26 protein-coding genes are annotated in these 25,853 nt (G+C 64.1%); 15 read left to right on the top strand and 11 right to left on the bottom strand.

Annotated features, from left to right (window positions below; translation table 11 throughout):
• Complete coding sequence (gene mtrA / locus ABFX19_RS00100; RefSeq protein WP_056549723.1) at positions 1–678, bottom strand: MtrAB system response regulator MtrA; 678 nt, start codon at positions 676–678, stop codon at positions 1–3.
• Positions 679–986: 308 nt separating this feature from the next.
• On the opposite strand from mtrA, the gene ABFX19_RS00105 reads away from it, so the two are divergent.
• The 6 genes from ABFX19_RS00105 to ABFX19_RS00130 all read left to right on the top strand — a co-directional run bounded on the left by ABFX19_RS00105 (position 987) and on the right by ABFX19_RS00130 (position 7,294).
• Complete coding sequence (locus ABFX19_RS00105) at positions 987–2,213, top strand: DUF7847 domain-containing protein (protein WP_346027080.1); 1,227 nt, start codon at positions 987–989, stop codon at positions 2,211–2,213.
• Between the two features lie 5 nt (positions 2,214–2,218).
• The gene (locus tag ABFX19_RS00110; protein ID WP_346027081.1) at positions 2,219–2,896 is read left to right on the top strand and encodes a DUF4129 domain-containing protein; all 678 of its coding nucleotides are present in this window, start codon (positions 2,219–2,221) and stop codon (positions 2,894–2,896) included.
• Positions 2,893–4,128: a DUF4350 domain-containing protein gene (locus ABFX19_RS00115; protein ID WP_346027082.1), complete on the top strand. Its 1,236-nt coding sequence runs from the start codon at positions 2,893–2,895 to the stop codon at positions 4,126–4,128. The genes ABFX19_RS00110 and ABFX19_RS00115 overlap by 4 nt, the downstream gene beginning before the upstream one ends.
• Positions 4,125–5,177 (top strand): AAA family ATPase, encoded by a 1,053-nt coding sequence (locus tag ABFX19_RS00120; protein ID WP_277358339.1) that lies wholly within the window; start codon positions 4,125–4,127, stop codon positions 5,175–5,177. The genes ABFX19_RS00115 and ABFX19_RS00120 overlap by 4 nt, the downstream gene beginning before the upstream one ends.
• Before the next feature lie 13 nt (positions 5,178–5,190).
• Positions 5,191–6,483 carry a DUF58 domain-containing protein gene (locus ABFX19_RS00125; protein ID WP_346027083.1) on the top strand — a complete coding sequence of 431 codons (1,293 nt, stop codon included), beginning with the start codon at positions 5,191–5,193 and terminating at the stop codon, positions 6,481–6,483.
• A gap of 139 nt (positions 6,484–6,622) precedes the next feature.
• Entirely contained in the window at positions 6,623–7,294 is a 672-nt protein-coding gene (locus tag ABFX19_RS00130) for a DUF4166 domain-containing protein (RefSeq protein ID WP_346027084.1), read from the top strand.
• Positions 7,295–7,333: 39 nt separating this feature from the next.
• On the opposite strand, the gene ABFX19_RS00135 is transcribed toward ABFX19_RS00130, so the two are convergent.
• The 4 genes from ABFX19_RS00135 to ABFX19_RS00150 are packed head-to-tail and all read right to left on the bottom strand — an operon-like array spanning position 7,334 to position 11,180.
• Positions 7,334–8,401 carry a uroporphyrinogen decarboxylase/cobalamine-independent methonine synthase family protein gene (locus tag ABFX19_RS00135; protein WP_277358336.1) on the bottom strand — a complete coding sequence of 356 codons (1,068 nt, stop codon included), beginning with the start codon at positions 8,399–8,401 and terminating at the stop codon, positions 7,334–7,336.
• A complete protein-coding gene (locus ABFX19_RS00140; RefSeq protein WP_056549711.1) occupies positions 8,394–8,756 on the bottom strand; it encodes a chorismate mutase in 363 nt (120 codons plus the stop codon). Before ABFX19_RS00140 ends, ABFX19_RS00135 begins: the two co-directional genes overlap by 8 nt.
• Positions 8,757–8,816: 60 nt before the next feature.
• Positions 8,817–9,956: a tRNA 2-thiouridine(34) synthase MnmA gene (gene mnmA, locus ABFX19_RS00145; protein WP_277358334.1), complete on the bottom strand. Its 1,140-nt coding sequence runs from the start codon at positions 9,954–9,956 to the stop codon at positions 8,817–8,819.
• Positions 9,957–9,971: 15 nt separating this feature from the next.
• Entirely contained in the window at positions 9,972–11,180 is a 1,209-nt protein-coding gene (locus ABFX19_RS00150) for a cysteine desulfurase family protein (protein WP_277358333.1), read from the bottom strand.
• Positions 11,181–11,329: 149 nt separating this feature from the next.
• Here ABFX19_RS00150 and folP point away from each other — a divergent pair, with 149 nt between their 5' ends.
• Positions 11,330–12,262 carry a dihydropteroate synthase gene (gene folP / locus ABFX19_RS00155; protein WP_346027085.1) on the top strand — a complete coding sequence of 311 codons (933 nt, stop codon included), beginning with the start codon at positions 11,330–11,332 and terminating at the stop codon, positions 12,260–12,262.
• On the top strand, positions 12,259–13,005 hold the full coding sequence (locus ABFX19_RS00160) for a pyrimidine reductase family protein (RefSeq protein ID WP_346027086.1): 747 nt from the start codon (positions 12,259–12,261) through the stop codon (positions 13,003–13,005). The genes folP and ABFX19_RS00160 overlap by 4 nt, the downstream gene beginning before the upstream one ends.
• Here ABFX19_RS00160 and ABFX19_RS00165 read toward each other — a convergent pair.
• On the bottom strand, positions 13,002–13,700 hold the full coding sequence (locus ABFX19_RS00165; protein ID WP_346027087.1) for a hypothetical protein: 699 nt from the start codon (positions 13,698–13,700) through the stop codon (positions 13,002–13,004). The two genes, ABFX19_RS00160 and ABFX19_RS00165, sit on opposite strands and share 4 nt — an antisense overlap.
• A 134-nt stretch (positions 13,701–13,834) precedes the next feature.
• Positions 13,835–14,422, bottom strand: a complete 588-nt coding sequence (locus tag ABFX19_RS00170) for a pentapeptide repeat-containing protein (RefSeq protein WP_346027088.1) — start codon at positions 14,420–14,422, stop codon at positions 13,835–13,837.
• A 107-nt stretch (positions 14,423–14,529) separates the two neighbouring features.
• Here ABFX19_RS00170 and ABFX19_RS00175 point away from each other — a divergent pair, with 107 nt between their 5' ends.
• The 5 genes from ABFX19_RS00175 to ABFX19_RS00195 all read left to right on the top strand — a co-directional run bounded on the left by ABFX19_RS00175 (position 14,530) and on the right by ABFX19_RS00195 (position 18,374).
• The gene (locus tag ABFX19_RS00175) at positions 14,530–15,456 is read left to right on the top strand and encodes a J domain-containing protein (RefSeq protein ID WP_346027089.1); all 927 of its coding nucleotides are present in this window, start codon (positions 14,530–14,532) and stop codon (positions 15,454–15,456) included.
• Between the two features lie 9 nt (positions 15,457–15,465).
• Positions 15,466–15,960 (top strand): tRNA (cytidine(34)-2'-O)-methyltransferase, encoded by a 495-nt coding sequence (locus ABFX19_RS00180; RefSeq protein ID WP_277357593.1) that lies wholly within the window; start codon positions 15,466–15,468, stop codon positions 15,958–15,960.
• Positions 15,957–16,754, top strand: coding sequence for a class I SAM-dependent methyltransferase (locus ABFX19_RS00185; protein WP_277357594.1), 798 nt, complete (start codon positions 15,957–15,959; stop codon positions 16,752–16,754). The genes ABFX19_RS00180 and ABFX19_RS00185 overlap by 4 nt, the downstream gene beginning before the upstream one ends.
• A gap of 197 nt (positions 16,755–16,951) precedes the next feature.
• On the top strand, positions 16,952–17,569 hold the full coding sequence (gene sigK, locus ABFX19_RS00190; RefSeq protein WP_404800699.1) for an ECF RNA polymerase sigma factor SigK: 618 nt from the start codon (positions 16,952–16,954) through the stop codon (positions 17,567–17,569).
• Between the two features lie 16 nt (positions 17,570–17,585).
• On the top strand, positions 17,586–18,374 hold the full coding sequence (locus tag ABFX19_RS00195) for an anti-sigma factor (RefSeq protein ID WP_346027090.1): 789 nt from the start codon (positions 17,586–17,588) through the stop codon (positions 18,372–18,374).
• A gap of 55 nt (positions 18,375–18,429) precedes the next feature.
• On the opposite strand, the gene ABFX19_RS00200 is transcribed toward ABFX19_RS00195, so the two are convergent.
• The 4 genes from ABFX19_RS00200 to ABFX19_RS00215 all read right to left on the bottom strand — a co-directional run bounded on the left by ABFX19_RS00200 (position 18,430) and on the right by ABFX19_RS00215 (position 22,576).
• On the bottom strand, positions 18,430–19,188 hold the full coding sequence (locus tag ABFX19_RS00200; RefSeq protein WP_277357597.1) for a PIG-L deacetylase family protein: 759 nt from the start codon (positions 19,186–19,188) through the stop codon (positions 18,430–18,432).
• Between the two features lie 2 nt (positions 19,189–19,190).
• Positions 19,191–20,138, bottom strand: a complete 948-nt coding sequence (locus ABFX19_RS00205; RefSeq protein WP_277357598.1) for an electron transfer flavoprotein subunit alpha/FixB family protein — start codon at positions 20,136–20,138, stop codon at positions 19,191–19,193.
• 42 nt (positions 20,139–20,180) lie between these two features.
• A complete protein-coding gene (locus ABFX19_RS00210; RefSeq protein ID WP_346027091.1) occupies positions 20,181–20,999 on the bottom strand; it encodes an electron transfer flavoprotein subunit beta/FixA family protein in 819 nt (272 codons plus the stop codon).
• 128 nt (positions 21,000–21,127) lie between these two features.
• Positions 21,128–22,576, bottom strand: coding sequence for a S1C family serine protease (locus ABFX19_RS00215; protein ID WP_277357600.1), 1,449 nt, complete (start codon positions 22,574–22,576; stop codon positions 21,128–21,130).
• 303 nt (positions 22,577–22,879) lie between these two features.
• Here ABFX19_RS00215 and ABFX19_RS00220 point away from each other — a divergent pair, with 303 nt between their 5' ends.
• Both ABFX19_RS00220 and ABFX19_RS00225 read left to right on the top strand, forming a co-directional pair.
• Complete coding sequence (locus tag ABFX19_RS00220) at positions 22,880–25,018, top strand: TPM domain-containing protein (protein WP_346027092.1); 2,139 nt, start codon at positions 22,880–22,882, stop codon at positions 25,016–25,018.
• Positions 25,019–25,070: 52 nt separating this feature from the next.
• Positions 25,071–25,838 (top strand): PspA/IM30 family protein, encoded by a 768-nt coding sequence (locus tag ABFX19_RS00225; RefSeq protein ID WP_346027093.1) that lies wholly within the window; start codon positions 25,071–25,073, stop codon positions 25,836–25,838.
• Positions 25,839–25,853 lie beyond the last annotated feature (15 nt).

Consider the following 25,853-nt stretch of genomic DNA (forward strand, 5'->3'; position numbering starts at 1 on the left):
TTACGCTTGTCCCGCCTTATATCCGACGCCGCGAACGGTCAGTACGATTTCCGGGGCCTCAGGATCCCTTTCGATCTTGGATCGAAGCCGCTGTACATGGACATTAACGAGCCGGGTGTCCGCTGCGTGCCGGTATCCCCACACTTGCTCCAGCAGGAGCTCCCGCGTGAAGACCTGCCAGGGTTTGCGCGCCAGTGCAACGAGTAGATCGAATTCAAGCGGCGTCAGGGAGATCGGCTCCCCCGCCCTGGTGACCGAGTGTCCCGCGACATCGATACTGACCTCGCCGATGCGCAGTGTTTCGGGTGCTTTCTGATCTCCGGGCCGCAGGCGGGCGCGGACCCGTGCAACCAGCTCGGCCGGTTTGAAGGGCTTCGGTACGTAATCGTCCGCGCCGGACTCCAGTCCGCGAACGACGTCGGACGTGTCCGATTTGGCGGTGAGCATGACAATGGGAAGGTCTGATTCGTTGCGGATCTGCCTACAAACTTCGATCCCGTCGATCCCCGGAAGCATGAGGTCCAGAAGGACGAGATCAGGTTTGGTACTCCTGAAGACATCAACCGCCTGCGCACCATCGGCGCAAAACACCGGATCGAAGCCATCGTTCCGCAGAACAATGCCGATCATCTCAGCCAGTGCTTCGTCGTCGTCTATGACCAAAATGCGTGCCTTCATAATCCCATATTGTCCCATTGCCCCCACCAATGTCGCATTGGCGCGCATCCCGCACCCGCGGCTTGCCCGCCTTTGTCATCCTAGAGGACGATTTGCGGGCAAATTCGCGAAAAGTACGAGGGAAAGCCGGTCCGATGCAGAACAATGGAACCCGGCCGCCTGCACCGCATCGGTTCGACGCCGGAAACGTCAGTTCCGGTAACTATAGTTCTCGGTGTAGGGGCAATCAGAGGCTGCGCATAAGAGGTCGCGTGTAAACGGCTCCTGTACGGGCGCAGTGACCAACAGACCGGTGTAAGGGGATAGGGATGAGCGGAAACGTTCCGGAAGACCAACCTGAGGACCGCCCATGGCAGTCCCCTTCCGGACCAGCACCGTGGGGTCAGAACCAGCAACCGACGTGGGGGCAGAACCAGGCTTGGCCCTCGGAGCAGGCAGCGCCACACGGGAACCCCGGATGGCCCGTTCCCCCGCCCGGCCAGTTCCATGGGTATCAGGTTCCGCCGAAACCCGGAATCATTCCGCTTCGTCCGCTCGGTTTGGGCGAGATCCTGGACGGCGCCTTCCAGGCTTGCCGCCGCAACCCGCTCTCCACCTTCGGAACGGCCATCCTGTTTCAGGTAATCGTCGCTGTCCTTACTGTTCTGCTCACGATCGGACTCACCGGGTCCCTCGCTACCTTCGACCCCATCTCCGCCTCGTCGGCGGAGGTCACCGGGCTTGTAGCGTCAGCTCTCTCCGTCGGTTCCGTCCTCATTCTGCTGACTTCGGTGGGCGTTCTCATTCTCCAGGGCGTGCTGATCATTCCGATCGCCCGCGCCGTCCTCGATGAGCGCACTGGATTCGCCGAGCTGTGGAAGCTCGCCGGGCGCAGAATCCTCCCGCTCATAGGGCTCGGGGCAATGCTCTTCCTTCTCTGGACCGTCTCCGTTGGCGTACTCGTGGTGATTCTTGTCGGCCTGTCACTGGCCCTTGAGGACGCGGCAATAGCAATTGTCGTGGTCGGTGTACTGGCCGCCGTTGCCGTTGCCGTCTGGCTCAATATCAAGTGGATCATGGCCCCCGCGGCGCTTATGCTCGAGGGCGTCGGGCCCATCGCGGCGCTTCGCCGGTCATGGACCCTCACCACCGGGAACTGGTGGCGGACCTTCGGCATCCTGGTACTGACATCGATCATCGTCTCGATCATCACGCAGGTCGTTGCGGCGCCCGTCTCATTCCTGGCTTTCGGCTTTGGATCATTCACGTCGGCGCCCGCCTCAACCGAAGCAGCGTTGCTCGAATCACTGCCCGTGCTCCTGATCGTTCAGGCCGTGACAGCGGTTTTCACGGCCATTGGCTTCGCATTCCAGGCCGGCGTCACCGCTCTGCTCTATGTCGACCTTCGAATCCGGCGCGAGGGATTCGATATCGTCCTCCTGCGGGAGAATGAGGCGCGCGCGCAGGGTACGTACTCCCCCATTCCCGGTCAGTCACCCCGGGAAGGGTTCGGACACCCCGGGTCGCAGAGCCCGCACGACCGGCCAGAGGTCTAGGCTGCATGCCGGCCGAACAAGCGGGAGCGCTGATCCCTTTCGTCGTGCCCGAACAGCTGGACGCCGAAGAGGCCCGACAACTGCTGCGGGAGGAACTGGCGAAGGGCATCTACCAGGAGGCCGAGCCATCGATCCTCGAACGCGCCTGGACGGCTTTCCTCACCTGGCTCGGCGAAGTCCTGAGCCAGATCAGGAGCGTCGATGCCGGACTGGGGACCATCCTGCTGGCAGTGGGCGCCGTCGTCGTCATCATCGCGGCCGTACTGCTGGTGAAACCGCGCCTCAACGCACGGAAGCGCGTTGACGCAACAGTCTTCCAGGAACAATCCCGGCTTGCTGCCCAGGCGCATCGGGACTATGCAGATTCTGCCGCCCGGGCAGGGAACTGGGATGAGGCTCTCACTGAGCGTTTCCGGGCCATCACCCGGGCCGCGGAGGAACGCGTGATCCTCGATGAGCAGGCAGGGCGCACGGCCGTTGAGGTTGCCCGACTGCTGCAGGACCTTTTCGCCACGCAGGCAGAGGAGCTCGATTGGCTCGCTCTGCGCTTCAACGAAGTTCACTACGGTGCCCGGCCCGCAGACCGGACGGACTACGAGAGGGCAGTGGACCTCGATCAGGAACTGCAGCGGACCCAGCCCCGCCGCGAGGCCAACGCCAAGCAGTGGACGGCACCGGTATGAGCGCCACAACGGAGACGAGACATCCACCGGGCGGGGCCAACAAAGAGAGAACCAGCGCCGAAATAGTGGGCGACGGGCAGAGCGTGGGTTCAACCTTCTTCGGAACGCTCAAACAGGCTCGCGGTTGGTTGATCCTGGGCGCCCTCCTCCTGGTCACTGTTGTCATTGGAGCCATCGCTGCCGGGTCCGGGGAGCAGAATCCGCTGTCTCCCGAAAACGCCGCACCGGGTGGGGCCCGGGCCGCCGCGGAAGTACTGGAGCGCGGCGGCGTCGAGGTCATCCGTGCGGAGTCGCTTGAAGACGCCATTGACGCACTGCGGGGATCCGATGACACTCTGCTGTTACACGATCCCCAATCCTGGCTCACCTCGGAGCAATTGGAGTCACTCGGCGACACTCTCGCTGACCGGACCGTGCTGATCGAGCCAGGCCTCACCATTCTGACCGAGCTGGCCGACGGCGTACGGTCCGCTGGAGTTATTCCGGCTGACATCACAGACCCGCTGCCGGCGAACTGCTCCAACGCGGCTGCGACGGCAGCCGGCTCAGTGAGCCCCGGAGGCTTTTCCTACCGCGGCGCGGTCACCTGTTTCCCGCTTCCCGGAGAAGGAGGCGGCAACACCGCCGGAACTTTTGTGACCACTGCCGACGGAGAAATCGGCGTCCTGGGTAACGGCGGGATCATCAGCAACGGCCGCATTGACGAACACGGCAACGCCGCACTCACGCTGAGGGTACTCGGCAGCACGAAGACGCTCGTCTGGTACCAACCCACGCAGGATGACCTGGCGGTCACCGCCGGACCGGCTGATCCGCTGGCCCTGCTGCCCGACTTCGTCAACCCGCTGATGCTCTGGCTGCTGATCACCGCCCTGCTCGCTATTTTCTGGAGGGGGCGCCGTCTGGGCCCCCTCGTCACCGAGCCGCTTCCCGTCGTCGTCCGGTCGGCTGAAACCGCCGCAGGCAGGGCACGCCTCTATCAGGATGCAGGAGCGGTGCAACACGCCGCCGAAACGTTGCGCGCCGCGACGTTGGCACGACTCGCGGCGGCACTGCGCATACCGCCCGCTTACCCGCGGACAACCGTTGTGGCGGCCGCCGCCTCTAAAACTGGCAGGGATCCCGCGGAACTTGACTCCCTGCTTAACTCTCAGCTGCCGCACTCCGATGCACAACTGGTGCAGTGGAGCCAGGAACTGGACAAACTCGAACAGGAGATTCGTCGTTCATGAATCAGCAATACCCGCACCAACCGGCACTGCCCGTCGATCACCAGGAGCAGGATTCAGCGTCCCGCCGCACTGCCACTGGCGGGCAGGGTACGGCCACGGCGGATCCTTCGCGCCACGCGCTTGTCGCTGTGCGTGAGGAGGTTGCGAAGGCGGTGGTCGGTCAGGATGCTGCGGTAACCGGGATGCTGATCGCACTGCTCGCGAAGGGGCATGTCCTCCTTGAAGGGGTGCCCGGAGTCGCCAAGACGCTGTTGGTACGCAGCGTCTCAGCCGCGCTCAGCCTTGACACGAAGAGGGTCCAGTTCACGCCCGACCTCATGCCCGGCGACGTGACGGGCTCGCTCATCTTCGAATCCAGAACGGCCGAGTTCACTTTTCGCGAGGGTCCTGTCTTCACCAACATCCTCCTTGCCGATGAAATCAACCGCACGCCACCCAAAACACAGGCTTCCCTGCTGGAGGCCATGGAGGAGCGGCAGGTGTCTGTGGATGGCGTAACCCGCCCCCTGCCGGAACCGTTCATCGTCGCCGCCACGCAGAACCCTGTTGAGTATGAGGGAACCTATCCGCTGCCCGAAGCGCAGCTCGATCGCTTTCTTCTCAAGCTGACCCTCCCACTGCCCGAGCGGGACGATGAAATTGAGGTGATCCGGCGGCACAGTGCAGGGTTTGACCCACGGGATCTGGCAGCCGCCGGCGTGAGGGCAGTTGCAGGAGAAGCGGACCTCGCCGCCGCCAGGCACGCTGTACAGCGGGTTGGTGTTGCTCCTGAGGTGCTGAGCTACATCGTCGACGTGGTGCGCGCAACGCGCTCCGCGCCGTCGTTCCAGCTCGGTGTCTCTCCACGCGGCGCCACTGCGCTGTTGAACACTTCCCGTGCCTGGGCCTGGCTTTCCGGCCGCGACTTCGTCACACCGGATGACGTCAAGGCGCTGGCGCTCCCCGCCCTGCGGCACAGGGTCGCGCTGCGCCCCGAAGCGCAGATGGACGGGGTCAGCGTGGACAGCGTTCTGGCCAATATCCTCAGCACCGTGCCCGTGCCGAGGTAGATGTGGGGTCAGCATGAGCGTCACTGCTCGCCTCGTTGTCCTGGCGCTTCTCGGAGTTATCCCCGTGCTTCTCTATCCAGGCGCCGTATCGATCGCGCTGTGGGTTGCGCTCCTAGTCCTCGGCTGCGCTGTGGACCTCGCTTTCGCTGCTTCCCCGCGGGCTATCGGCGTTCAGCGAAAGCTGCCGGGCACCGTCCGCCTGAGCGAGGAGACAGTCAGTACCCTCACTGTGCGTAACCATGCCACGCGGACTTTCCGGGGATGGATACGGGAGGGCTGGCAACCGTCCGCTGGAGCCCGGAATCCGGTCCACCGTCTGAGTGTTCCTGCGGGCGAAGGTCGCAATCTTTCCGTCCAGCTGGCTCCGCGTCGCCGGGGTGACCTGTCGGTACACCACGTGACCATTCGCAGTGCAGGTCCGCTTGGACTCGCCGCCCGGCAGGTCACCATCCAGGCGCCGGGCACCCTGCGGGTGCTGCCGCCCTTCCATTCCAAGCGCCTCCTGCCGTCGAAGCTGAGGCGCCTGCGTGAACTTGATGGCCGCGCCGCAGTTCAAATACGTGGGGCAGGGACCGAGTTCGATTCTCTCCGGGACTACGTCCGCGGAGATGACGTCCGATCAATCGATTGGCGAGCGTCCGCACGACGGCGCGACACCGTAGTGCGGACCTGGAGACCGGAACGGGACCGAAGAGTAGTTCTTGTGCTGGACACTTCACGCACCTCAGCGGCCCGGATCGAGGATGAGCCCCGCCTGGACACCGGGATCGAGGCATCCCTCCTCCTCGCAGTGCTGGCACAGCGCGGCGGCGACCGCGTCGATTTCATCGCCTTTGACCGGCGCCCGCGTGCCCGCGTGCAGTCCGGAGCGAAAGGGAATCTGCTCGAGTCCCTGGTCACGGCGATGGCTCCGCTCGAGTCTGAGCTGATCGAAGCCGATTTTTCGCAGATTCCTGCGCAGGTTCGTTCGATTTCGGCGCACCGCAGCCTGGTGGTGCTCCTCACAGCGCTCGATTCCGGCGCCGTCGAGGAAGGCCTCCTTCCTATGTTGCCCGCACTGACCTCCCAGCATGTGGTGGTGATTGCCTCAGTCCGGGACCCGCATCTCGACGAGTTGCGTTCCCAGCGCGGCACTGCAGCGGAAACATACCGCGCCGCAGCCGCTGAACGCGCGCTGCTGGACCGCGCTGCCATCAAGGAACGGCTCCGCCAGCTCGGGGCGGAAGTTGTGGACGAATCCCCGCACGAACTCCCGTCAAAACTCGCGGACCTCTATATCCGGCTGAAGGCGGCCGGACGCCTGTGACCATCGATCCGGCGGGAGGAGTCTTCGACTGCTCCGACGCCGCTCGCCGCCAGGTAAGGAACGCCCGCGCCGGCCTGCCCGCACGTGCTCGATCCACGGCCAGTATCACGCCGGACTGGCCCATACAAAGGAGATGACTATGACGTCCTCGATCTATCAGCAAGCCCTCGGCGCCGGGTTCAGCCGACTGCAACCCGAGCTTCAGGAGTACTTCAGCCTCCATGAAGACTCGAGAGTGTACGGAACCGGACACGGTACGTTCGACGTGGCAGGAAGCCCTGCCCCACTCGTCCGACCGTTTTTCGCACTGGCAGCAAAAGAGAACTCGTTCTTCCCGGAGTACGAGAACAACGTGGACTTCACTGTGCGGAACTGGGCCCACCGGGATCCGTTCGGTAGGCCTTCACTGACCGCCCGCCGAGATCTTTCCTTCAGTAAGGTGTCTCGGGTATTCGAGGACACCACCTCGTGGGCCGATGGCCGGCTGGTCGATTACCTCGGAGCCCATCGGCGTATGGCCACCGCCCTCACCTGCGAGGTCACGGGCAGCGGCCGCATGCGGATGGTTTCCTCAGCCACCCGCCTGTTCGCCGGGCTCAGGCTTCCGCTGCCCGACGCCGTCGGCGCCCAGGCGTACATGGAGCAGTGGTGGGATAACGACGAGCACCGGTTCCGCATCAAGACCAACGTGCTGCACCGGCAACTAGGGCCGGTTCTCGTGTACGCGGGATGGTTCACCTATGAGCTCACCGAATACGACGGCGGCCTGCCGCCTGACGTGGCGCCGGCTCGCTGGGAACGGCGGACGTAAACGCGCTGCGCACGGCGGAAGCACAGCGAAAAAAGCGTCTCAGGCGTCGGCGATCGCCTGGTTCAGCGCGTCAGCACTCTGATTCAGGTGCGCCAGTACCTTGCGGGCATGAGCCGGTCCCTCTTCTGCCAATGCACCCGCGGGCGTCAGGCGGGTCGAGGCCAGTGATCCCAGGGCCAGCCCGAGTCCGCGCCAGGGACGCAGAAGGGCATCTGCAGTGTCCTGCACCCGCGCAGGTTTGCCGCGGGGAACCCGGACTCCCGCCCACAGCGTTCGGCCGGCTTCGATCAGTTCCGCCAGCGCCTCCCATTCGCTGTGTGACAGTCCGTCGAGGGGAACGGCGATACCTACACCGGGCACGCGCTCAAGCAGTGAAACCTGCCCTCCCGTCCTGAAGGAGAGCACGACGGCGGCAGCACCGGCTTTGCGTGCTCCTTCCGCCAGGAGGTTCCAGGCTTCGACTGCTTCGTGCTCCGGAACGGCGCGCAGCGTACGGTAGCCGCTGGCGGTCGGTATGGTGCCGACGAGGACTCCGTCGATCTGCGGTTCATCCAGTTGCAGTGTGAGCTGGGCGCCCGGGCTCGCAATGGCAGCGCGCCGCAGAAGCGATGCGACTCCGTCAATGAGCGCATCCCGGATGTCGCGCCGGGCTCCGTGGTCGAGCAGGGCACGTTCGCCATGATGGAGGTGAAGGTTTGCAGCAAGTGACAAAGGCCCGTGACAGTGAACTTTGAGCGAGCTCGCGGGACGCTCCTCAGCCCCCACCAGATCGGCAAGAACGTCAAGATCCGTGGACAGCGCGGATACCGCCCGCCGCAGGTCCTTTCCCGGGCGGTCGACCAGCCTCCAGCCATGCGGCTGGAGGTCCACGGGGAGGTCGGCGAGCAGCGCTGCGGTCCGGCCGATCTCGTCACTACCGACCCCGCGGTCCGGTAGGGAGGGAAGGAACGGCAGATTGGGGCTGCCGAGCTCGCCCCGGATTATCCGTTGTGCTTCGACCGGGTCCTGGCCGGGCCAGGATCCGAGCGCCGTGAATGTCACGGCGCTGGTTTCAGGCGCCGCTGCTTCACGTGCCCCTGCTTCAGGCGCCCCTGCGGGATTATTCATCGCGGAGCGAGTGGTTCTGGGAAATATCCTGGTGGTGGCGGATAACCTCGGAGATGATGAAGTTCAGGAACTTCTCCGCAAACGCCGGATCGAGATGGGCTTCCTCCGCCAGTGCGCGCAGCCGGGAGATCTGGGCTGCCTCGCGAGCCGGATCCGCCGGCGGGAGCTTGTGCTCGGCCTTCAGGTGACCCACACGCTGCGTTGCCTTGAACCGTTCAGCCAGCAAATACACAAGTGTGGCGTCGATGTTGTCGATGCTGCCCCGAACTGAGAGCAGTTCCTCCATAACGGCGGGATTCACCTCGCCGGCGAGTGAGCTCGCGGAAGGGTCGAAGCGCCGGGTCTTCTCAGTCATGGTTCCAGTTAAGCAGACCGCGCAGACGCACAGCGCATTATGTCTGCGCAGTGCCCGTTCTCAGCGCGCCGCAGCAAGATCAGGGCGCTCGAGCGAACGGGCCGAATCCAGCGTCGCCTGCCCCAACACGCGGGTTCCCTGATAGATGACGACCGTCTGCCCGGGCGCGACACCGCGCATCGGTTCAGTGAGCCGAACCACGAGACTCTGGCGGCCGTCGTCGTCGTACTCCACCTGCGCACGCGCGTCGACGGGATCACCGTGTGCACGTACCTGGGCCATGCAGTCGAATTCCTCACCGCTTTCGACGGCGGGGATCGGCAGCCCTGCCCACGACACCTTGATACCGCGCAGCTGGTCGACGGCGAGCATGCGCTCGGGCCCGACCACCACTGTGTTTTCCTTCGGACGGATCTCCAAAACAAACCGGGGCTTGCCATCGGGAGCCGGCCGTCCGAGCTTGAGACCCTTCCGCTGGCCGACAGTAAATGCGTTGGCGCCGGGGTGGGTTCCGATGGTTTCGCCCTCCACGTCCACGATGTTGCCTTCGCTGAGCTCAATCCGCTCCTCCAGCCAGCCGCGGGTGTCGCCGTCGGGAATGAAGCAGATGTCGTGACTGTCCGGCTTGTTGGCGACGGACAGACCGCGACGCTCAGCCTCTGCCCGGACTTCAGCCTTTGACGGCGTTTCAGCGAGCGGGAACATGGAATGCTTCAGCTGTTCGTGCGTGAGCACGCCCAGCACATACGACTGGTCCTTGGCCCAGTCGGCGGCCCGGTGCAGTTCGCGGCTGCCGTCGGCGTTCTCGGTGACCTTCGCGTAGTGGCCGGTGCACACCGCATCGAAGCCGAGGGCCAGCGCCTTCTCAAGCAGAGCCGCGAACTTGATCCGCTCGTTGCACCGCATGCAGGGATTCGGTGTACGCCCGGCGGCGTACTCGGCGATGAAGTCGTCCACGACGTCTTCCTTGAACCGCTCGGAAAAGTCCCACACGTAGTACGGGATGCCCAGGATGTCGCAGGCACGCCAGGCATCGCGGCTGTCCTCGATGGTGCAGCATCCGCGGCTGCCGGTGCGCAGGGTCCCGGGCATGCGTGAGAGAGCAAGGTGGACGCCCACCACATCGTGTCCCGCCTCCACCGCGCGGGCGGCCGCAACGGCCGAATCGACGCCGCCGCTCATCGCTGCGAGTACCTTCATTGTTGTGCGCTCTCCCTAACTGAAGCCTGTTCCTGCGGTCTGAATTGATGATGCGTGCCCTGACATGCCTGCCTTGCGTGCGCGTTGGTACGCTTCCGGCAGCGCGGCCACCAAGGCGTCAACGTCTTCCGGCGTTGATGTATGCCCGAGGCTGAAACGCTGTGCACCGCGGGCCTCGGTTTCGCTCAATCCCATGGCCAGCAGCACGTGTGAGGGCCGCGGGACTCCGGCGGTGCACGCCGATCCGGTGGAGGATTCCACTCCGGCCACGTCCAGCAGGAAGAGCAGCGAGTCACCCTCGCACCCTGGAAAGGTGAAATGGGCGTTGCCCGGCAACCGTTCACGTGCCGGCCCCCGGAGGATGGCCTCAGGCACAACCCGTTCGACGCCGGCAATCAGCCGGTCACGCAGTTCCGCCAGCCGTACGGATTCCCCGGGAAGGTGCGTGACGGCGTCGTCGGCTGCTGCTGCGAACGCCGCGATCCCGGCGGTATCCAGGGTGCCGGAGCGGATGTCCCGCTCCTGTCCGCCGCCGTGCTGGACGGGAGTGAGCTTCACCGACCGGCCGACGAACAACGCTCCCACACCTACCGGACCGCCGATTTTGTGCCCGCTGACGGCCATGGTGGCCAGCCCAGATTCGGCGAAGGAAACCGGCACCGAGCCGAACGCCTGAACCGCGTCCGAGTGGACCGGAATGCCGTGAGCTGCCGCGGCTGCTGTAATTTTGGCGATTGGCTGCAGCGCACCCACCTCGTTGTTCGCCCACATGACAGTGACCAGCGCAATGTCCTCCGCGCCGCCGTCGAGCTCCTGCTGGAGCGCGTCCAACCGGACGATTCCTTCCGCTGTCACCGGAAGCCAGGTGACCCGGGCGCCCTCGTGCCGTTCGAGCCATTCGACGGTGTCCTGGACAGCAGGGTGCTCGACGGCGCTGCAAAGGATCCGGGTCCGCTGCGGTTCTGCGTCACGACGGGCCCAGAAAAGTCCCTTGACAGCAAGGTTGTCGGCCTCTGTACCGCCGGAAGTGAAAATGACCTCGGACGGGTGCGCTCCGGCTGCCCGGGCCAGCGTCTCGCGGGCATCCTCGACAACCCTGCGGGCACGCCGACCGGAGCCGTGCAGCGATGAAGGGTTGCCGCTACGGCTGAGTTCGGTAGTGAGTGCGGCGAGCGCGGGCGCCGAGAGGGGCGTGGTCGCCGCGTGATCGAGGTACACGGGCACCCGTCAATTCTACCGTCGGGCGCCATCAAAGCCGAACGGGCGCCGTTGAGTTGGCAGGACACGCCCCGAATAACCGCGCATAGAGGGTTTGTCCTGCCGAAACAACGGCTAGGCACTGGACTGTCAGGAACGACTGATAGAAATGAGCTGTGGAACAGACCCCCGTACATCCCGGCTCACCGCAGTTCGTTCCCCACCTGCTGCATGCCAGGCACACGTTCGGGCAGCGCGTCCTGGACTTCGACCGCCAGATCGCGCTCATGGCGATCATCAACCGCACTCCTGATTCCTTTTACGACGGCGGACGCACCTTCGCGCTCCAGGCGGCAGTCGATGCTTCCCTGCAGGCAGTGTCCGACGGCGCCGACTGGGTGGATATCGGCGGCGCACCCTTTGCCCCCGGTCCGGCTATCCCGGCTGCTGAGGAAGCCGACAGGATTGTTCCGGTGATCCGGGCAGTTCGAGACGCGTCCGACGTCGTCATCTCTGCCGATACCTTCCTCCCGGAAGTGGCGGAGCAGGCCATCAAGGCGGGGGCGAACGTCGTCAACGACACCACCGGCCTTCGTAACCGGGACCTCGCCGCGGTGGTTGCCGAGACTGGCGCGCACGTGATCATCACCCACAGCCTCGCCGAGCCGCGCACCGTACTTGGGCGGCCTGCCTACACGGATGTGGTGACGGAGGTGGCGGATTTCCTGGTTCGGCAGGTAGAGCTCGCTGTCATGCTTGGCATCAGCGAAGACCGCATTCTGGTGGACCCCGGCCACGACCTGAACAAGAACACGCTGCATTCACTCGATATCACGCGCCGGTTCGCCGAAATCGCTGGGCTCGGATACCCCACCCTCGCTGCAGTGTCGAACAAGGATTTCATCGGGGAGACGCTGAACCTGCCCAAGCCGGAACGGGTCGAAGGATCCATTGCCGCCGCCGTCATGTGCGCCCTTGGCGGAGCCCGAATCCTTAGGATGCACAACGTAGCTGCGGCCCGTTCCGCCATCAATGTGGTGGAAGCAGCGATGGGCTGGCGCCAGCCGGCCTATCTCCGGCACAACATGGGAGATGTCAACCAGCCTTGATCAATCAACTTCTGCCGCACAGCGCAGCCGACCGATCCGACGACGACCTGCTCAAGCTGTACGGTTACCCTGCTGAGCGCCCCTGGGTGCGGTTCAACTTCATCACCAGCCTCGACGGTTCAGCGACGCATCAGGGCGTTTCCGCACCCCTGGGCAATGACGGCGACCGACGCCTGTTCGGTCTCCTCCGGCGGGTCAGCGATGTGATCCTGGTGGGGGCGGGGACCGTGCGCGCCGAGGGTTACGCAGGGCCTTTGGTCAGCGAGGAGGACAGCCGGTGGCGTACTGAGCAGGGACTGCCTGCCCATCCTGCTCTGGCGATCATTTCAGGAACGCTGGGGATCGAGCCGGACAGCGATCTGTTCAGGCTCTCTCCGGTCCGCCCCGTCCTGGTCACGACCGCGGCCGCGGAGAAGGAGCGCGTGCGTTCCCTGTCGGAGGTTGCCGACGTCGTAAGTGCGGGTGCTGAGAGCGTTAGTGCGCGCACGTGCGTTTCACTGCTGAACGACCGAGGGTTGGGCCGCATTCTCTGCGAAGGCGGGCCCAGTATCTTCGGCGGTTTCCTTGCTGAGGATGCGGTTGACGAACTGTGCCTCTCACTCAGCCCGCTGCTGACCGGTGGCCAGGGGACGCATATCGCCGCCGGCGTTGGCAGCCCCGAGCTCCGTCAGTTGGCATTGGCGTCATTGCTGGAGTCCGACTCTGCCCTGTACGGGCGCTGGATGCGCGCCGACAATCGCTAACGCGGTGGAATCACCGAGATGCCGCTGCGCACTTCTTCGACGGCTGCAGCCAGTTGCTTGTCGGACGGACAGGAAACGGTAAAGGCCAACCCAGTCCCCGTTGCCCCGAAGAGGCGCAGCGATACGATACTCGCGGGATCGTCGCCGGCTGCGCCCTGCTCATAGGTCAGGAACTCGATCGATGCCGTCGATTCCGCGGGCGACGCTCCCCATATCCAGTTCGTGGTCACGAGGTACTCCGGCAGGATGCTCGGGTCCAGGAACCGAAACAGCGCTTCGGTGGAGGCTTGGTCATCACCAGCGACCACCAGAGGGCCCTGTGGCGGTGTGGATCGCAATGACGCGGTGCACCCCGCGTCGCTGATGTACACAGACTCGCCGTTGACCAATGATTTCTCCTGCACCCACCCCGGAACTCTCGACAACCCGTCCGAGAAGGCGACCGTGTCAGCATCTTCAATGTAGCCGCCACGGTCAAACGTCATGTCGTTACCGACGATGTCGGCGCGCGGCAGCGGAGGCAACTCCGAGGAACTCCCGGAGACGGCGTCCGAGGGCGCAGGCGCCGTCGTCGTCGGGCTGGTCGACGCGCTTTCGGCCGGCCTGACGGGCACCTCGATCCGGCATCCGGCGAGCAGCGGCGCAAGGAAGAACAGAACGGCATACCTCAGTAGCGGCCGATCCCTCCATGCCATCGAAGCTCCCCCTTCCCGCACGACCGCGATCCTCCTGGATTTCAGAAAACCCTTGACAACACCGGCACCTACTTTAGCGAGCACATCTCACGCCGGCTCCCGGAAGGCCAATGGACTGAGCGCAACAACAAGCTTCAACGGATGACTGCGCCGTGTGCCTCTGCAACGGCGAGCGCCTGGGAGACGTCGACGACGGCGCCGCGGACATTGAAGTTCTCCGCATCGATCCCCTCGAGGGTGCTCCCGCGGAGGTCAGTGCCTTTCAGACGGGCGCCGCCCCAGGAGATGCTGGTGAGGCGGCAATCTCGGAACTCAGCGTCCCGGAGGTCCGTTCGGGTGAAGTCGGCCTCCGTGAAGTTCACGTCCGAGAAGACGCTGCGCTGCAGGTCGGCCCCCGCTAACGAGACGAACGACCAGTTGCCTCCAACCACCCGAATCGGCTTGAGGGAAGACCCAGTGAAGACGCTGCCCGTGAACTTGCAGCTTTCGAAGGTGGCATCGAAAAAGTTGCAGTGTTCGAACCGGCAATTGTCGAATGCGCTGTTGACATGGGTCGACACGTTGAACCTCACATTGCGGAAAACGCAACCGCTGAAGACGGAGCCCTCGCTGCGCATTTCGGTGAAATCGCAGTCCGTAAAGCGCTGACCGCGGTGATCTTCGCGCTCGCTTCCGGTTGCGTACCAGTCCAACCCGCTGTGTACCTCGTTATTGCCCGCCATGCACCTGATGCTATCCGGCCATTTGCCGGAGGGAACGACACCGTTTACAGTCAAGCGCGGAACCTGCGAACACCGTTCCTGATCCTTCTTCGCCACGAAAGGCCACTATGGCAGCCCCCGACCGCACGTACTACGCCGTGCTCGGGGTGAGCAGAAGTGCCACTGCGAAACAGATCAAGGACGGCTACCGCAAAGCGGCCCGGACGGCTCATCCTGACCAGGGGGGAAACGCTGAGCTGTTCCACGAAGTGGCCGTGGCCTACGAGCTGCTTTCCGATCCGGAGCGACGCCGCCGCTACGACCGCACCCTCGGCGTCGAGGATCCGTTGCCCGGAGCGCGGCCGGCGGCCAGGCCGAAGCGGCAGCCCGCACAGGCACCCTCCGAAGCACATGCACAAGCCGCGCGCTACGAGCCCGCTTACGACGCCGGAACGCACCGTCCCCCGTTACCGCTCGCCTTGGCGCAACAACAGGTTCACGGTACGGCCCGCCAGCCCGGTGCCCTTGGCAGGCTTCGGCCGGGCACCACCGCCCGCTATGACGGTGAGCGGGCGACGGCCCGCCTCCTGGAGGCCGGCCTCCTTCCCGGTTTTCCCGGCGTCCGGCTTGTCAACGGGCTTTCGTTCGGAGGGGGTGCCGACGTCGGCCATGCGCTGCTGGCGGGCTACCGCATCGCCGTCGTTGATTCCCTGTTGGCGCCGCCGGGGAATTACTCGTGGGACGGACACCGCCTGCGGCATCGCGGCCGCCATGCCGGTGATGTGCGGCTCACCGACACGGTGCGCAAGGTTCAGGATCTGTTCCCGGAGTGCAATGTCCGGGGATGGCTGGCTCTGCACGGCAAGCAGGACAACCCGTTCGAACCGATTGTGGACTATCCGCCCTCGCTGGATCGTTCGGCTCTCGTCTCCGTCCACGTTGCCAACGCCGGAACACTGCTTCGGGAGGTTCGGCGCTTCCTGTCCGAGGGCCCTCAACCCAATACAGTCCAGGTGCCGGTGCTCGCACGCTTGCTCGCCGCTGCCGGGCGCTAGGATTGCACAGTGTTCCGCATCCTCTTCCACACTCCAGAAATCCCCGGCAATACCGGGAATGCCATTCGTCTGGCCGCGGTCACCGGCGCTGAACTTCACCTCATCGAACCCCTGGGCTTCGACTTGGAAGACGCCAAGTTGCGGCGGGCGGGTCTGGACTACCACGACCTCGCCGTTTTGACCGTGCACCCTGACCTGGACGCCGCGCTCTCTGCTCTGGAGCCTGATCGGCTGTTTGCCTACACCTCCGAGGGCACCATCACGTACTCGGACATCCAGTACCGTCCAGGCGACGTACTCCTGTTCGGTCCGGAGTCCGTGGGCCTGCCTCCCGAAGTGAAGAACCATGAAGCGGTCACCGCGAGGGTACGGCTCCCCATGCTTCCCTCCCGACGTTCGCTCAATCTGGCCAGCTCGGCATCCATCGTGGTGTACGAGGCCTGGCGCCAGCAGGACTTCAAGGGCGCCCAACTTTCACAACCCATGATGGAGGGCCGTTCGTGACCACGGTAGCTAACCTGTTCGACGACGGCGCCGAGCACTTCGAGCGCTTCGCTCCGGCCCTTTGGAACACCATGGGCAACGCAGTGGTTGCCGCCGCAGATCTGCACATCGGCCAGAGCGTGTTGGATGCCTGCTGCGGAAGCGGAGCGAGCACCATCCCCGCGGCCCAGGTTGTGGGCCCTGACGCGCGAGTTGACGCGGTGGATCTGTCCTCAGGGCTTCTGGCGCTGGCGGCCGCGAAGGCTTCTGCTTTAGGGCTGGACTCCGTCAACTTCACGAAGGCTGATGTCTCCGTGTGGGCCGCTGAACAGACCTATGATGCAGTGCTCTGCTGCTACGGGCTCTTCTTCCTCCCGGACATGGCCGCCGGCGCCCGGCATCTTGCGTCCCAACTGCGCAGTGGCGGCAAGCTTGCCATCAGCACCTGGCAGGACGGCGCCCACGAACCGTTTGTGTCATTGCTGCGGGAGGCCTGCTTCGAAGAACAGCCTGACCTGCGCGATGCCCCGGTTCCTCCACCACTTCGGCAAATGGCCGAAATATCCTCAGTCGAGAAGCTGTACTCTTTCCTGGAGACAGTCGGCTTCGGGTCAATCGAAGTGCACACTGCTCCTCTGCAGATCCCCCTGGACGCTGACCTTGCCTGGACCCTGGTGCTGGGGACGGGCTACCGGTTCCTGCTGCCTCCTGATACAGCGGGCAGGGAGCGAGTGCGCAGCCGCTTCATGGAAAAACTGGGCGACGAGCCGACCCTCAATGCCGACTCCCTGATCGCGGTGGCAATCCGTGAATAACGCCTGATCCGCCGGACCCATCCACCGCGTCAGCCGCTTCGAACTAGAGGTGTTACCAGTTGTAGCGGATCGGGCACGGAAACCTGCAGAAACGGCGGTCGGGCATGGGCGGAGGAACAGTTGGGCGAAATGTCCTGACCCGCGCACGGGGTCATCATGTTCGGGATAGCCATTCCGGCGCTTTATGCTTGAAACCTATGGATACGCCACGTGTGAGCCGGATTAACCCAGCTCGATCAGACCCTGATCAGGCCGACGCGTCCTCTGGCGCCGCGCCTGACCTGGCTGGTCTGCTGGCTCGGATCGCCCAGCAGGACCAGAGCGCCTTCGCGGAGTTCTACGCCCAGACGTCCCGTCGGGTGTATGGACTGGCCCGGCGCGTTCTGATTGACCCGGAGCTGAGCGAAGACACAACGCAGGAGGTCTACCTGCAGGTGTGGAACATGGCGGACCGGTTCAACGCGGAGGCGGGCAGCCCCATGGCATGGCTTATGACCCTGGCCCATCGCCGCGCGGTGGACAGGGTGCGGTCCGAGCAGAGTTCCACTGACCGTGAAGCCCGGTACGGCGCAGCCATGCAGGTCAAGGACCATGACGACGTCGTTGACACCGTCACGCAGCGGCTGGAAGCGGAAGCCGTGGTCCGGTGCCTGGAGACCTTGACCGGCACGCAGCAGGAGTCGGTGCGCCTCGCCTATTACGGCGGGCTGACGTATCGGGAAGTGGCAGAAAAGCTTGGCGTGGCGGTACCCACCATCAAGTCGAGAATCAGAGACGGATTAATCCGGTTGAAAACATGTTTGGGGGTGAACTGAGATGCAGGACAAGGATATGAACAAGCAGTTTGCAGATGATCTTCGGCAGGACCTGGCCGGCGGCCTGGCCGCCGAGTGGGCTGAGATGTATGCCCTGGATGCTGTGAGCGAAGAGGAGCGCGCCACACTCGAGGACTACATCTCAGCTGCCTCTCCTGAAACCCGTGAGGCGTTCAATGCGCGGGTTCGCTCCACACGCGAGACATTGGCGCAGGCTTATGCAACGCAGGAGGACGAACCGCCCGCTGACCTTTTTGCGCGCATCGTCGCGAATTTGCCGGCCGAGGAAGTGTCTTCACCGGCTTCCCCCGTGACCGGCGCTGGGGATGAGCTGGCAGCACGCCGTAGCGCCCGCCGAACCCAGTCTCCTGCTGGTCGCTGGTTGCTTGCAGCAGCGGCTGCGGTTGTCGTGGCGGTGGGCGGTGTGACCGTGGCGCAGAATTTGCAGCCTTCCTCTATCCAGGAGCAGGTCCTGCAGGCCGGGGATGTCCAACGTGAACAGATCGCGATCGGTGACACAGGCACTGCTGAACTTGCGTTCTCGGAGTCGAGGGATGCCGCCGTCGTGACCCTCGATGATGTACCGGCCCCACCGGAGGGCAAGGTGTACCAGATGTGGCGTCTTCCTGCCGACGGCGCATCGCCGGAATCGCTGGGAACCATGACCGGCGAGGACGTTGCGCACACCGAGCTCGAAATTGAAGGCATCCGAACGTACAGCGGCCTCGCAATCACCGTCGAACCGGAGGGCGGCTCTGAAACGCCTACCCTCCCGATCGTCGCGCAGATCCCCTTCGACGCCTGAGAGGGAACGCTGGGATGGGCTCCGAGCTTCAGCCGGACTGCCCATCCCGCGCCTGTCAGAACCCGGCGATCGTAGCTTCGGTGTTGACCGGAACCACCTGAAAGACCTCGGCGCTTCGGTCCGCGGCAAGACCGCCGCGCTGTGCATTAGCGGTCAGGAACGCGCGAACAGTGTTGTCCATCCGCTCAAGGTCGGGGTGCTGGCTGGCGTGGAAACGTAACGCCCGCATCTTGTCTTCCACATGGTCAGTCACATCGACGAAGTGGTTTTCGAGCTGCGTGGGACCACCGAAGAACCAGAGCCAGGGCACGCGATACGCGTCCAGTCCGCGCGCAGCGAGATCGGGGAAAGCATAGGGATTCTCCACAGCGGGATAAATCGCGCGGGTGACGGCCTCGCCGCATGCCAGGTGGTCCGGGTGGCTCTTCTGGATGCGCTCCCAGTTCCGCTCAGGGTGCATGGACAGCACGATGTGCGGCCTGACACTCCGGATGAGCTCCACGACGCCGGCCACCAGTTCCAGGCTCGGTTCCAGGTAGCCGTCCCGGTACCCGAGGAAATGCACCGTTTCGACGCCGACCAGCCGGGCGGCTGCTCGCTGCTCCTGTCGCCGCCGGTCAACTATGTCCGGACGATGCTCATCGGAGAAGCCGCCTGCGTCGCCATCGGTCATGATGCAGTATTCAACGACGACGCCGGCCGCGGTCCACTGAGCCACGGTGCCCGCTGCGCCAAAATCAATGTCATCGGGATGCGCTACGAAACAGAGAACCCGGCTTACCCCGTCTTCCGGCCGTTCAGGAACGTCTGGCATGTTCAGCTCCTGCGGTTGTTGATCTCTGCCGTCGCCTGCGGCAAGACAGTTGACAGGTCACCCACGATGCCGAAATCCGCGATGTCGAAAACCGGGGCGTCCGGGTCCTTGTTCACTGCCACGATGACCTTCGCCGTCTGCATGCCGGCCTTCTGCTGGATGGCGCCGGAGATGCCCGCGGAGATGTAAAGCTGCGGGGAGACCGTCTTGCCCGTCTGGCCGATCTGGGCTGAATGATCAATCCAGCCGGCATCCGTAGCGGCCCTCGACGCACCCACAGCACCGCCGAGCGCGTCGGCAAGTTCCTCGACCGGTCCAAAGTTACCGTCCACTCCCCTGCCCCCTGCCACCACGATGCGTGCTTCGTCCAGCGACGGTCGGCCACTCACGGCCCGTTCGGAACGTTCCGTAATCCGTGCTGCGTGGCTGGGCACTGCGACGTGCACCCGGCGAACCTCGGGGCTGGAACCGCCCTGCACTGTTGCGATCTCCACGCTGTTGGCCTTGACCGTGATGATCGGGCACCCGGTGGTGACGGAAGCGTTCACCGTGTAGGAGCCTGCGAACACCGACTTCGTGACACTGAAGTCCTCGCCCACTGCGATGGCATCCGTGATGACACCTGAAGACAAGCGGATTCCGACCCGCGCAGCGATCTCCTTGGCTTCGAACGTGTTGCCAAGGAGCACTGCATCAGCTTTCGCCTCCACCGCTGCGGCTGCCAGAAAAGCCGCCTTGCCCGCCACGAGCACGTCACCGAGCCCGTCCTCTGCAGGCTGATACAGCACGCCGGCTCCGTGAGCGCCGAGTTCTGCCGAAACACCGTCCGTCAGCACTCCACAGAGTGCAACCACCGGCTCGCCCAGCATTCCAGCAAGGGTCAACAGCTCACGATCGGTCTTGTGCAGGTGCTCACCGGGCGTGTCAATGTAAACGAGGACATTTGCCATTCCAAAGGCTCCTTGAGAAGTGGTTGGCTGGGATCGCTGCGCTCAGAGCAGCTTTTGCTCAGCGAGGAAATCAACCAGTCGCCGACCGGCATCGCCCTCGTCGGTGATGATGACGCCCTGCGAGCGTGGAGGACGCTGCTGCGCCTGCTCGACCCGCGTCCACGCTCCGCTGAATCCAACCTCGGAAGCATCGAGTCCGATGTCAGCAAGGGTGAGGGTGGTGATCGGTTTTTTCTTGGCTGCCATGATGCCCTTGAAGTTCGGGTACCGCGGCTCATTGATCTGGTCCGTCACCGACACCACGGCGGGCAGCGTACTCCTGACCGTCTCAGCCACATTGTCGCTTTCCCGGCGGGCGATCAATTGGCGGCCGCCGTCGTCGTGCGTGAGCTCAAGGCTGGACGCGAAGGTGACCTGGGGCAACTGCAGCAGCTCTGCGAGCTGCGCTGGAACCAGGGAGGTCTCACCGTCCGTGGAGGCCATGCCCGTCAGTACCAGATCCGCAGTGCCCAGATGGCGTACGACGGCGGCGAGCGCGCGTGAGGTGCCGGAAGCATCCGAGCCGGCGAGGGCATCATCACACAGGTGGATGCCCTCGTCTGCGCCGATTTGCAGTGCCTTTTTCACGGCGTTCACGGCGGCTGGGGGGCCCATGGTGACCGCCGTGACGCGGTGACCGTTTCCGCCCTGTGCTTCAACAAGCTGCAGTGCCGCTTCGAGGGCGTACTCGTCGAGTTCAGACAGAATACTCTCGGAGCGATCGGTGGTGCGGTGCTCGCCGTCGAGATGACGGTCGAACTGGGTGTCCGGTACGTGCTTGACCAACACCGCGATATTCAGCGCGGGAATTGCCTCGTCCATTGCTGCCTTTCCTTCGGCCCATTGCTGCCCGCAGACAAGCTAACCACAAAGGTGTCCTGATCACAGCAGGAATATGACGCAGCGGCAGTCCCCTCGAGAGGGAGCTGCCGCTGCGTGAATCCACCGGGTCAGGCCGGCGACTGACCAACCGTTACATCGAGCGTCAGGGTCTCTTCGCCACGGACGAGTTCGATCTGCGTGGACTGCCCTTCAGCGAGCATCCGGACGGCTGCGGTCAGGGCCTGCGGGTCCTCGATCGGCAATTCACCCACCCGGGTAATGACGTCCCCTTCCTGGAAGCCTGCGGTCTCGGCTGGGCTGCCGGGCTCGACCGACTGCACCTGCGCACCAACCGAGAAGGAGCTGGCGCCCGCCGCGCTGTCGGATGCCGCTGCACCGACGCTCACGCCGAGGAAGCCGTGCGTTGCTGCACCGTTGGCGATAATTTCTTCCGCTACTCGCTGGGCGTAGTTGATCGGGATGGAGAAACCGACGCCGATATTGCCGGCGCTCTCCCCCGAACCTGCCGACGCGATCGCGACATTGACGCCGATGATCCGACCCTGCGAATCCACCAGCGCACCCCCCGAATTACCCTGGTTGATCGCGGCGTCTGTCTGGATCACGTTCAGATAGATGGAGCCCTGGGATCCCTGCTGCGGCGCCTGGGAACCATCAGGCGGGAGGAAGTTGAATCCGTCTCCCGGAGCCTGTTCCGGAGCATCCGACTGTTCTTCAGGAACGGCCGACGACTGCACGCTGATTGTGCGATTGAGCGTCGAGACGATGCCGTCCGTGACGGTGCCGCTCAGCCCGAGCGGAGCGCCGATTGCTATTGCAACATCACCGACGTTCAGTTCCGACGAATCAGCGAGGGTGGCCGGCTGAAGGTCCGGCGCATCGATCTTGATGACAGCCAGGTCCGAGAGCGGGTCAGTGCCCACTATCTGAGCCTGGAATACCCGTCCGTCGTTCGTGCGAACTTCAACGGCAGGGTCCGCAACCTGGCCCCCCAGGGTGACGACGTGCGTGTTGGTGAGGATGTGGCCCTCAGCGTCAAGAATGATCCCTGAACCTGACCCGCCTGACCCGCCGCCGTTCACGGAGATGGTGACGACGCTCGGTGAAGCTTTGGCTGCGGCGCCGGTAATCTCGTTGACGCTTTCGGTGTCATTAACCACAACAGACTGGGCCTGGGACGTGCCGTTGTTGGGTCCCTGGTTGCCCGTCTCCAGCAGGGCGTCTGCTCCGACGGCCACTCCTCCGCCGAGAAGACCGGCCACGAGCATCCCGGTCAGGAACGTACCGGATCCAACGCGCTTCACGGGCCCACGCTGCTTCTTCCCTTGGCCCGCTGGCCGCGCATACGAACCATACCCGAAGGAAGCACCCTGCTGGTGCCCGCCGGCTGCGTGAGTTTCGGGCCCGTTCCCGACCGAATGATATGGGTCCGCCGTCGGTGCGGTGATCGGCTGGTGCTTCTGTTGCGCCGCGGGGAGGTTGGGGTTGTGGCTGGGCGGATTAGTTGGCCGTGGAGGAAGCGGTCCGTTGTAGGAACCGGTTGTGTTCTCGGTCATCGGTTGTCCTTTCACTGATGCTTCTAGAACTATGGCAAAGCAATCTGTACCCGCGACTGACGTTGCCTGTACGGCGGCTGTGAGCCCACCGGACGACCTCGTTCTTCATTCTCCCGCAGATGGGAAAAAGCCGGTTACGGTGCAGGTCCTGGAGCGGTTTCGCTCGCGGCATAGCCCACCCGGTGGACTGCCCCCAGAGCGCACCATAGAATCGCAGTCAGGCGAACCCGGGGGATCTGTGCCTTGCCAACGGCTGTTCGCCAGTTCCCGGAGCGCCCGGCGGACACTGCTGAAGGGTTGTGAATGAAGTCGAGCATTGCACGCATCTGCTCCGCCGCGGGTGTAGGAACAGCCGCCCTGCTGAGCCCTTTGGTTGCCGCTCCCGCCTATGCCGTAGATCCTGTTGATTTCAATTCCCAAACGGTGGTTGACCAAGCGGACGTCCTCTCTGATTCCGAACAGCAAGAGGTTGAACAGTCGATCGAACAGCTGCAGGCTGAGCACGGCTACACCCTGCATGTCGCCTACGTTGACTCCTTCACCAACCCGTCGGACGCCAAACAATGGGCGATAGCCACTGCCGAGACCAGTAGCTTGCAGGCTGACGATGCAATCTTTGTGATCGGCGTCGACGATCGGACAGGCGGCCTCCTTGCGGACAGTTCGAGCGTTGTGGATGACCAGTCGAACGGGATCTACCAGAGTTTCGCCGTACCGGAATTGGAGAACGACGACTGGACGGGCGCTGCTGTCGCTGCAGTCACCGGGGTTGACCAGGTTCTCGACGGCGGCACCGTCAGCCCTGCCGGAACGTCCAGTGACGGAGGAGGAGGTTCGTTCCTCTTCATCGGAGGCCTGCTCGTCCTGGCTGGTGTGGGTGGATACTTCTATCTCCGGTCAAAGCGCCGTAAGCCGGACGCACAGGAGCAGAACCGGCACCCTTCAGAAATCGAGTTCGGACCCGGCCGCGGGGCCGACGGTCAGGTTCTGGATCCGTTGGCTTCACTGAGCGTGGAGGACCTGCGGCTTCGCGCGGGAAGCCTGCTGATAGCAGCGGACGACGCCATCAAATCAAGCGAGCAGGAAGTCGGGTTCGCGCAGGCCCAGTACGGCGATGAAGCAGTCAAGCCGTTCGCGGCGGATATCACCGCAGCGAAGGCCCATATGAGCGAGTCATTCAAGCTTCAGCAGCAGCTTGATGACCACATTCCGGACACAGAGGAAGACCAGCGGAAGTGGCTTGGTGACATCATCCGCCGGTGTGAGTCGGTTAATGCCAGCCTGCAGGAGCACAAGGCAGATTTCGACGCCCTGCGGAAGTTGGAACGCAATGCTCCGCAGGCCCTGTCGGATGCACAGGCTTCCGCGAACGATGTCGGAACGCGGCTGAACGCGGCTGAACGTACGTTGCGAGAGCTCCAGGGACGGTACGCTATCTCGGCGACCGCGCAAATCGAGGACAACGTGGTCCAGGCGCGCGAAAGGCTGCAGTTCGTTGACAATGCCGCTTCCACAGCACAAAGGCATCTGTCCGAGGGCAACACCGGTGCCGCCGTCGTCGCCGTCCGAGCCGCCGAAGAAGGTGTCCACCAGACCAAGGTCCTGCTGGAAGCCATCGATCGCCGTGCCACGGAACTGGGCACTGCCGAACGCGAAATGGAAAGGGCCGTCTCGGATGCGGCCCAGGACGTTGCGCAGGCGCAGGCCATGGTTGCTGCCGGCTCCAACCCTGAACTCGCCGGTCCGGTAGCGGGCACAACGGCAGCGTTGGAATCGGTGAAGCGGGAGATCGCGTCGGGCAAGATAGACCCCGTGGCGCTCCTCCAGCGAGTCGAGACTGCGCATACGCAGCTCGACGCCGCCATCGGCGGAGTCCGTGATCAGGCAGAACAGACCCGCAGGGCACGCGAAAGCCTGCAGCACACCATCATGGCCGCCCAATCACGGATCTCAGGTACGGCGGACTACATTCGTGCCCGGCGCGGCGGCGTGGGCAGTGAAGCCCGGACTAGGTTGGCGGAGGCGGAGCGCAACCTTGACTATGCGATGCGCATCCAGTCGGATGACCCGGTGACGGCGCTCTCCCATGCCCAGCAGGCTGTCGCTTTGGCCGAACAGGCCGGTCAGATCGCGCAGAGCGATGTGGACGGCTTCGGTGGACGTATGGGCGGCTTTGGAGGCGGCGGTATGTTCGGCGGCCGCGGGGACGGCATGGGCGGCGCACTCCTCGGCGGCATCCTCATTGGTTCCATCCTCAACGGAGGCGGGCACGGCGGAGGATTCTTCGGCGGCGGCGGCGGCGGCGGGTTCAGCGGAGGCGGTGACGCCGGCATGTTCGGCGGAGGCGGTGACGCCGGCATGTTCGGCGGCGGCGGATTCGGTGGTTTCGATGCGGGTGGCGGCGGATTCGGTGACTTCGGGGGCGGCTTCGGAGATTTTTAGGTGAGCGACCTCAACAGGCAGTGAACTACTCAGGAAGATCGAAAGGTAACCCATGGTAAAGCAATCAATTTTCGGACGTATCGCAACACTGGCGAAGGCCAACATCAACGCAATGCTGGATCAGGCTGAAGACCCGCAGAAGATGCTGGACCAGATGGTCCGCGACTACTCGAACAGCATCGCCGAAGCCGAAAGCGCGGTGGCCCAGACCATCGGTAATCTGCGCATGCTCCAGGAGGACTACAACGAGGACCGAGAGAACGCCCGCAACTGGGGCAACAAGGCGCTCGCGGCCTCCAAGAAGGCCGACGAGTACCGTTCGTCCGGCGATGTGCCTGACGCGGAGAAGTTCGACAATTTGGCCAAGGTTGCTATTCAGCGTCAGATCACCGCTGAAAATGAGGCCAAGGGCGCAGAGCCCACGATCGCGTCTCAGACGGAAATTGTGGAAAAGCTCAAGACCGGGCTGAACCAGATGAAGGGCAAGCTCAACGAACTGACCAGCAAACGCGATGAGCTCATTGCGCGTTCACGCACGGCCGCAGCACAGGCGCAGGTCCATGATGCCATGAAGAGCATCGACTTCATGGACCCGACCAGCGAGGTAGGGCGTTTCGAGGAGAAGATCCGTCGTGAAGAGGCTCGCGTTCTCGGTCAGGCAGAACTTGCTAATTCGAGCCTTGACGCCCAGTTCGAGAGCCTTGAGGACCTCGGCGAGCAAAGTGAGATCGAAGCACGCCTCGCCGCCCTGAAATCAGGCGGTTCCGGTGCTGAGACGCCCTCTGCCATCGAGCAGGGTGCGGACAGCGCGAAATACTGATTCACCACTCGGCAT

The organism is Arthrobacter parietis (assembly GCF_039530425.1).
Classification (GTDB): Bacteria; Actinomycetota; Actinomycetes; order Actinomycetales; family Micrococcaceae; genus Arthrobacter_D; species Arthrobacter_D parietis.

Excerpts from the sequence above, each read along its gene's own strand:
- ABFX19_RS00215 (WP_277357600.1), bottom strand. The coding sequence starts at position 22,576 with ATGACCGAGAACACAACCGGTTCCTACAACGGACCGCTTCCTCCACGG.
- ABFX19_RS00125 (WP_346027083.1), top strand. The coding sequence starts at position 5,191 with ATGAGCGTCACTGCTCGCCTCGTTGTCCTGGCGCTTCTCGGAGTTATC.
- ABFX19_RS00220 (WP_346027092.1), top strand. The coding sequence starts at position 22,880 with ATGAAGTCGAGCATTGCACGCATCTGCTCCGCCGCGGGTGTAGGAACA.
- ABFX19_RS00205 (WP_277357598.1), bottom strand. The coding sequence starts at position 20,138 with ATGGCAAATGTCCTCGTTTACATTGACACGCCCGGTGAGCACCTGCAC.
- mtrA (WP_056549723.1), bottom strand. The coding sequence starts at position 678 with ATGAAGGCACGCATTTTGGTCATAGACGACGACGAAGCACTGGCTGAG.
- ABFX19_RS00170 (WP_346027088.1), bottom strand. The coding sequence starts at position 14,422 with ATGGCGGGCAATAACGAGGTACACAGCGGGTTGGACTGGTACGCAACC.
- ABFX19_RS00110 (WP_346027081.1), top strand. The coding sequence starts at position 2,219 with ATGCCGGCCGAACAAGCGGGAGCGCTGATCCCTTTCGTCGTGCCCGAA.
- ABFX19_RS00200 (WP_277357597.1), bottom strand. The coding sequence starts at position 19,188 with ATGCCAGACGTTCCTGAACGGCCGGAAGACGGGGTAAGCCGGGTTCTC.
- ABFX19_RS00195 (WP_346027090.1), top strand. The coding sequence starts at position 17,586 with ATGAACAAGCAGTTTGCAGATGATCTTCGGCAGGACCTGGCCGGCGGC.
- ABFX19_RS00210 (WP_346027091.1), bottom strand. The coding sequence starts at position 20,999 with ATGGACGAGGCAATTCCCGCGCTGAATATCGCGGTGTTGGTCAAGCAC.
- ABFX19_RS00135 (WP_277358336.1), bottom strand. The coding sequence starts at position 8,401 with ATGAATAATCCCGCAGGGGCGCCTGAAGCAGGGGCACGTGAAGCAGCG.
- ABFX19_RS00115 (WP_346027082.1), top strand. The coding sequence starts at position 2,893 with ATGAGCGCCACAACGGAGACGAGACATCCACCGGGCGGGGCCAACAAA.
- ABFX19_RS00225 (WP_346027093.1), top strand. The coding sequence starts at position 25,071 with ATGGTAAAGCAATCAATTTTCGGACGTATCGCAACACTGGCGAAGGCC.
- sigK (WP_404800699.1), top strand. The coding sequence starts at position 16,952 with ATGGATACGCCACGTGTGAGCCGGATTAACCCAGCTCGATCAGACCCT.
- ABFX19_RS00105 (WP_346027080.1), top strand. The coding sequence starts at position 987 with ATGAGCGGAAACGTTCCGGAAGACCAACCTGAGGACCGCCCATGGCAG.
- ABFX19_RS00130 (WP_346027084.1), top strand. The coding sequence starts at position 6,623 with ATGACGTCCTCGATCTATCAGCAAGCCCTCGGCGCCGGGTTCAGCCGA.
- mnmA (WP_277358334.1), bottom strand. The coding sequence starts at position 9,956 with ATGAAGGTACTCGCAGCGATGAGCGGCGGCGTCGATTCGGCCGTTGCG.
- ABFX19_RS00175 (WP_346027089.1), top strand. The coding sequence starts at position 14,530 with ATGGCAGCCCCCGACCGCACGTACTACGCCGTGCTCGGGGTGAGCAGA.
- ABFX19_RS00120 (WP_277358339.1), top strand. The coding sequence starts at position 4,125 with ATGAATCAGCAATACCCGCACCAACCGGCACTGCCCGTCGATCACCAG.
- ABFX19_RS00165 (WP_346027087.1), bottom strand. The coding sequence starts at position 13,700 with ATGGCATGGAGGGATCGGCCGCTACTGAGGTATGCCGTTCTGTTCTTC.
- ABFX19_RS00140 (WP_056549711.1), bottom strand. The coding sequence starts at position 8,756 with ATGACTGAGAAGACCCGGCGCTTCGACCCTTCCGCGAGCTCACTCGCC.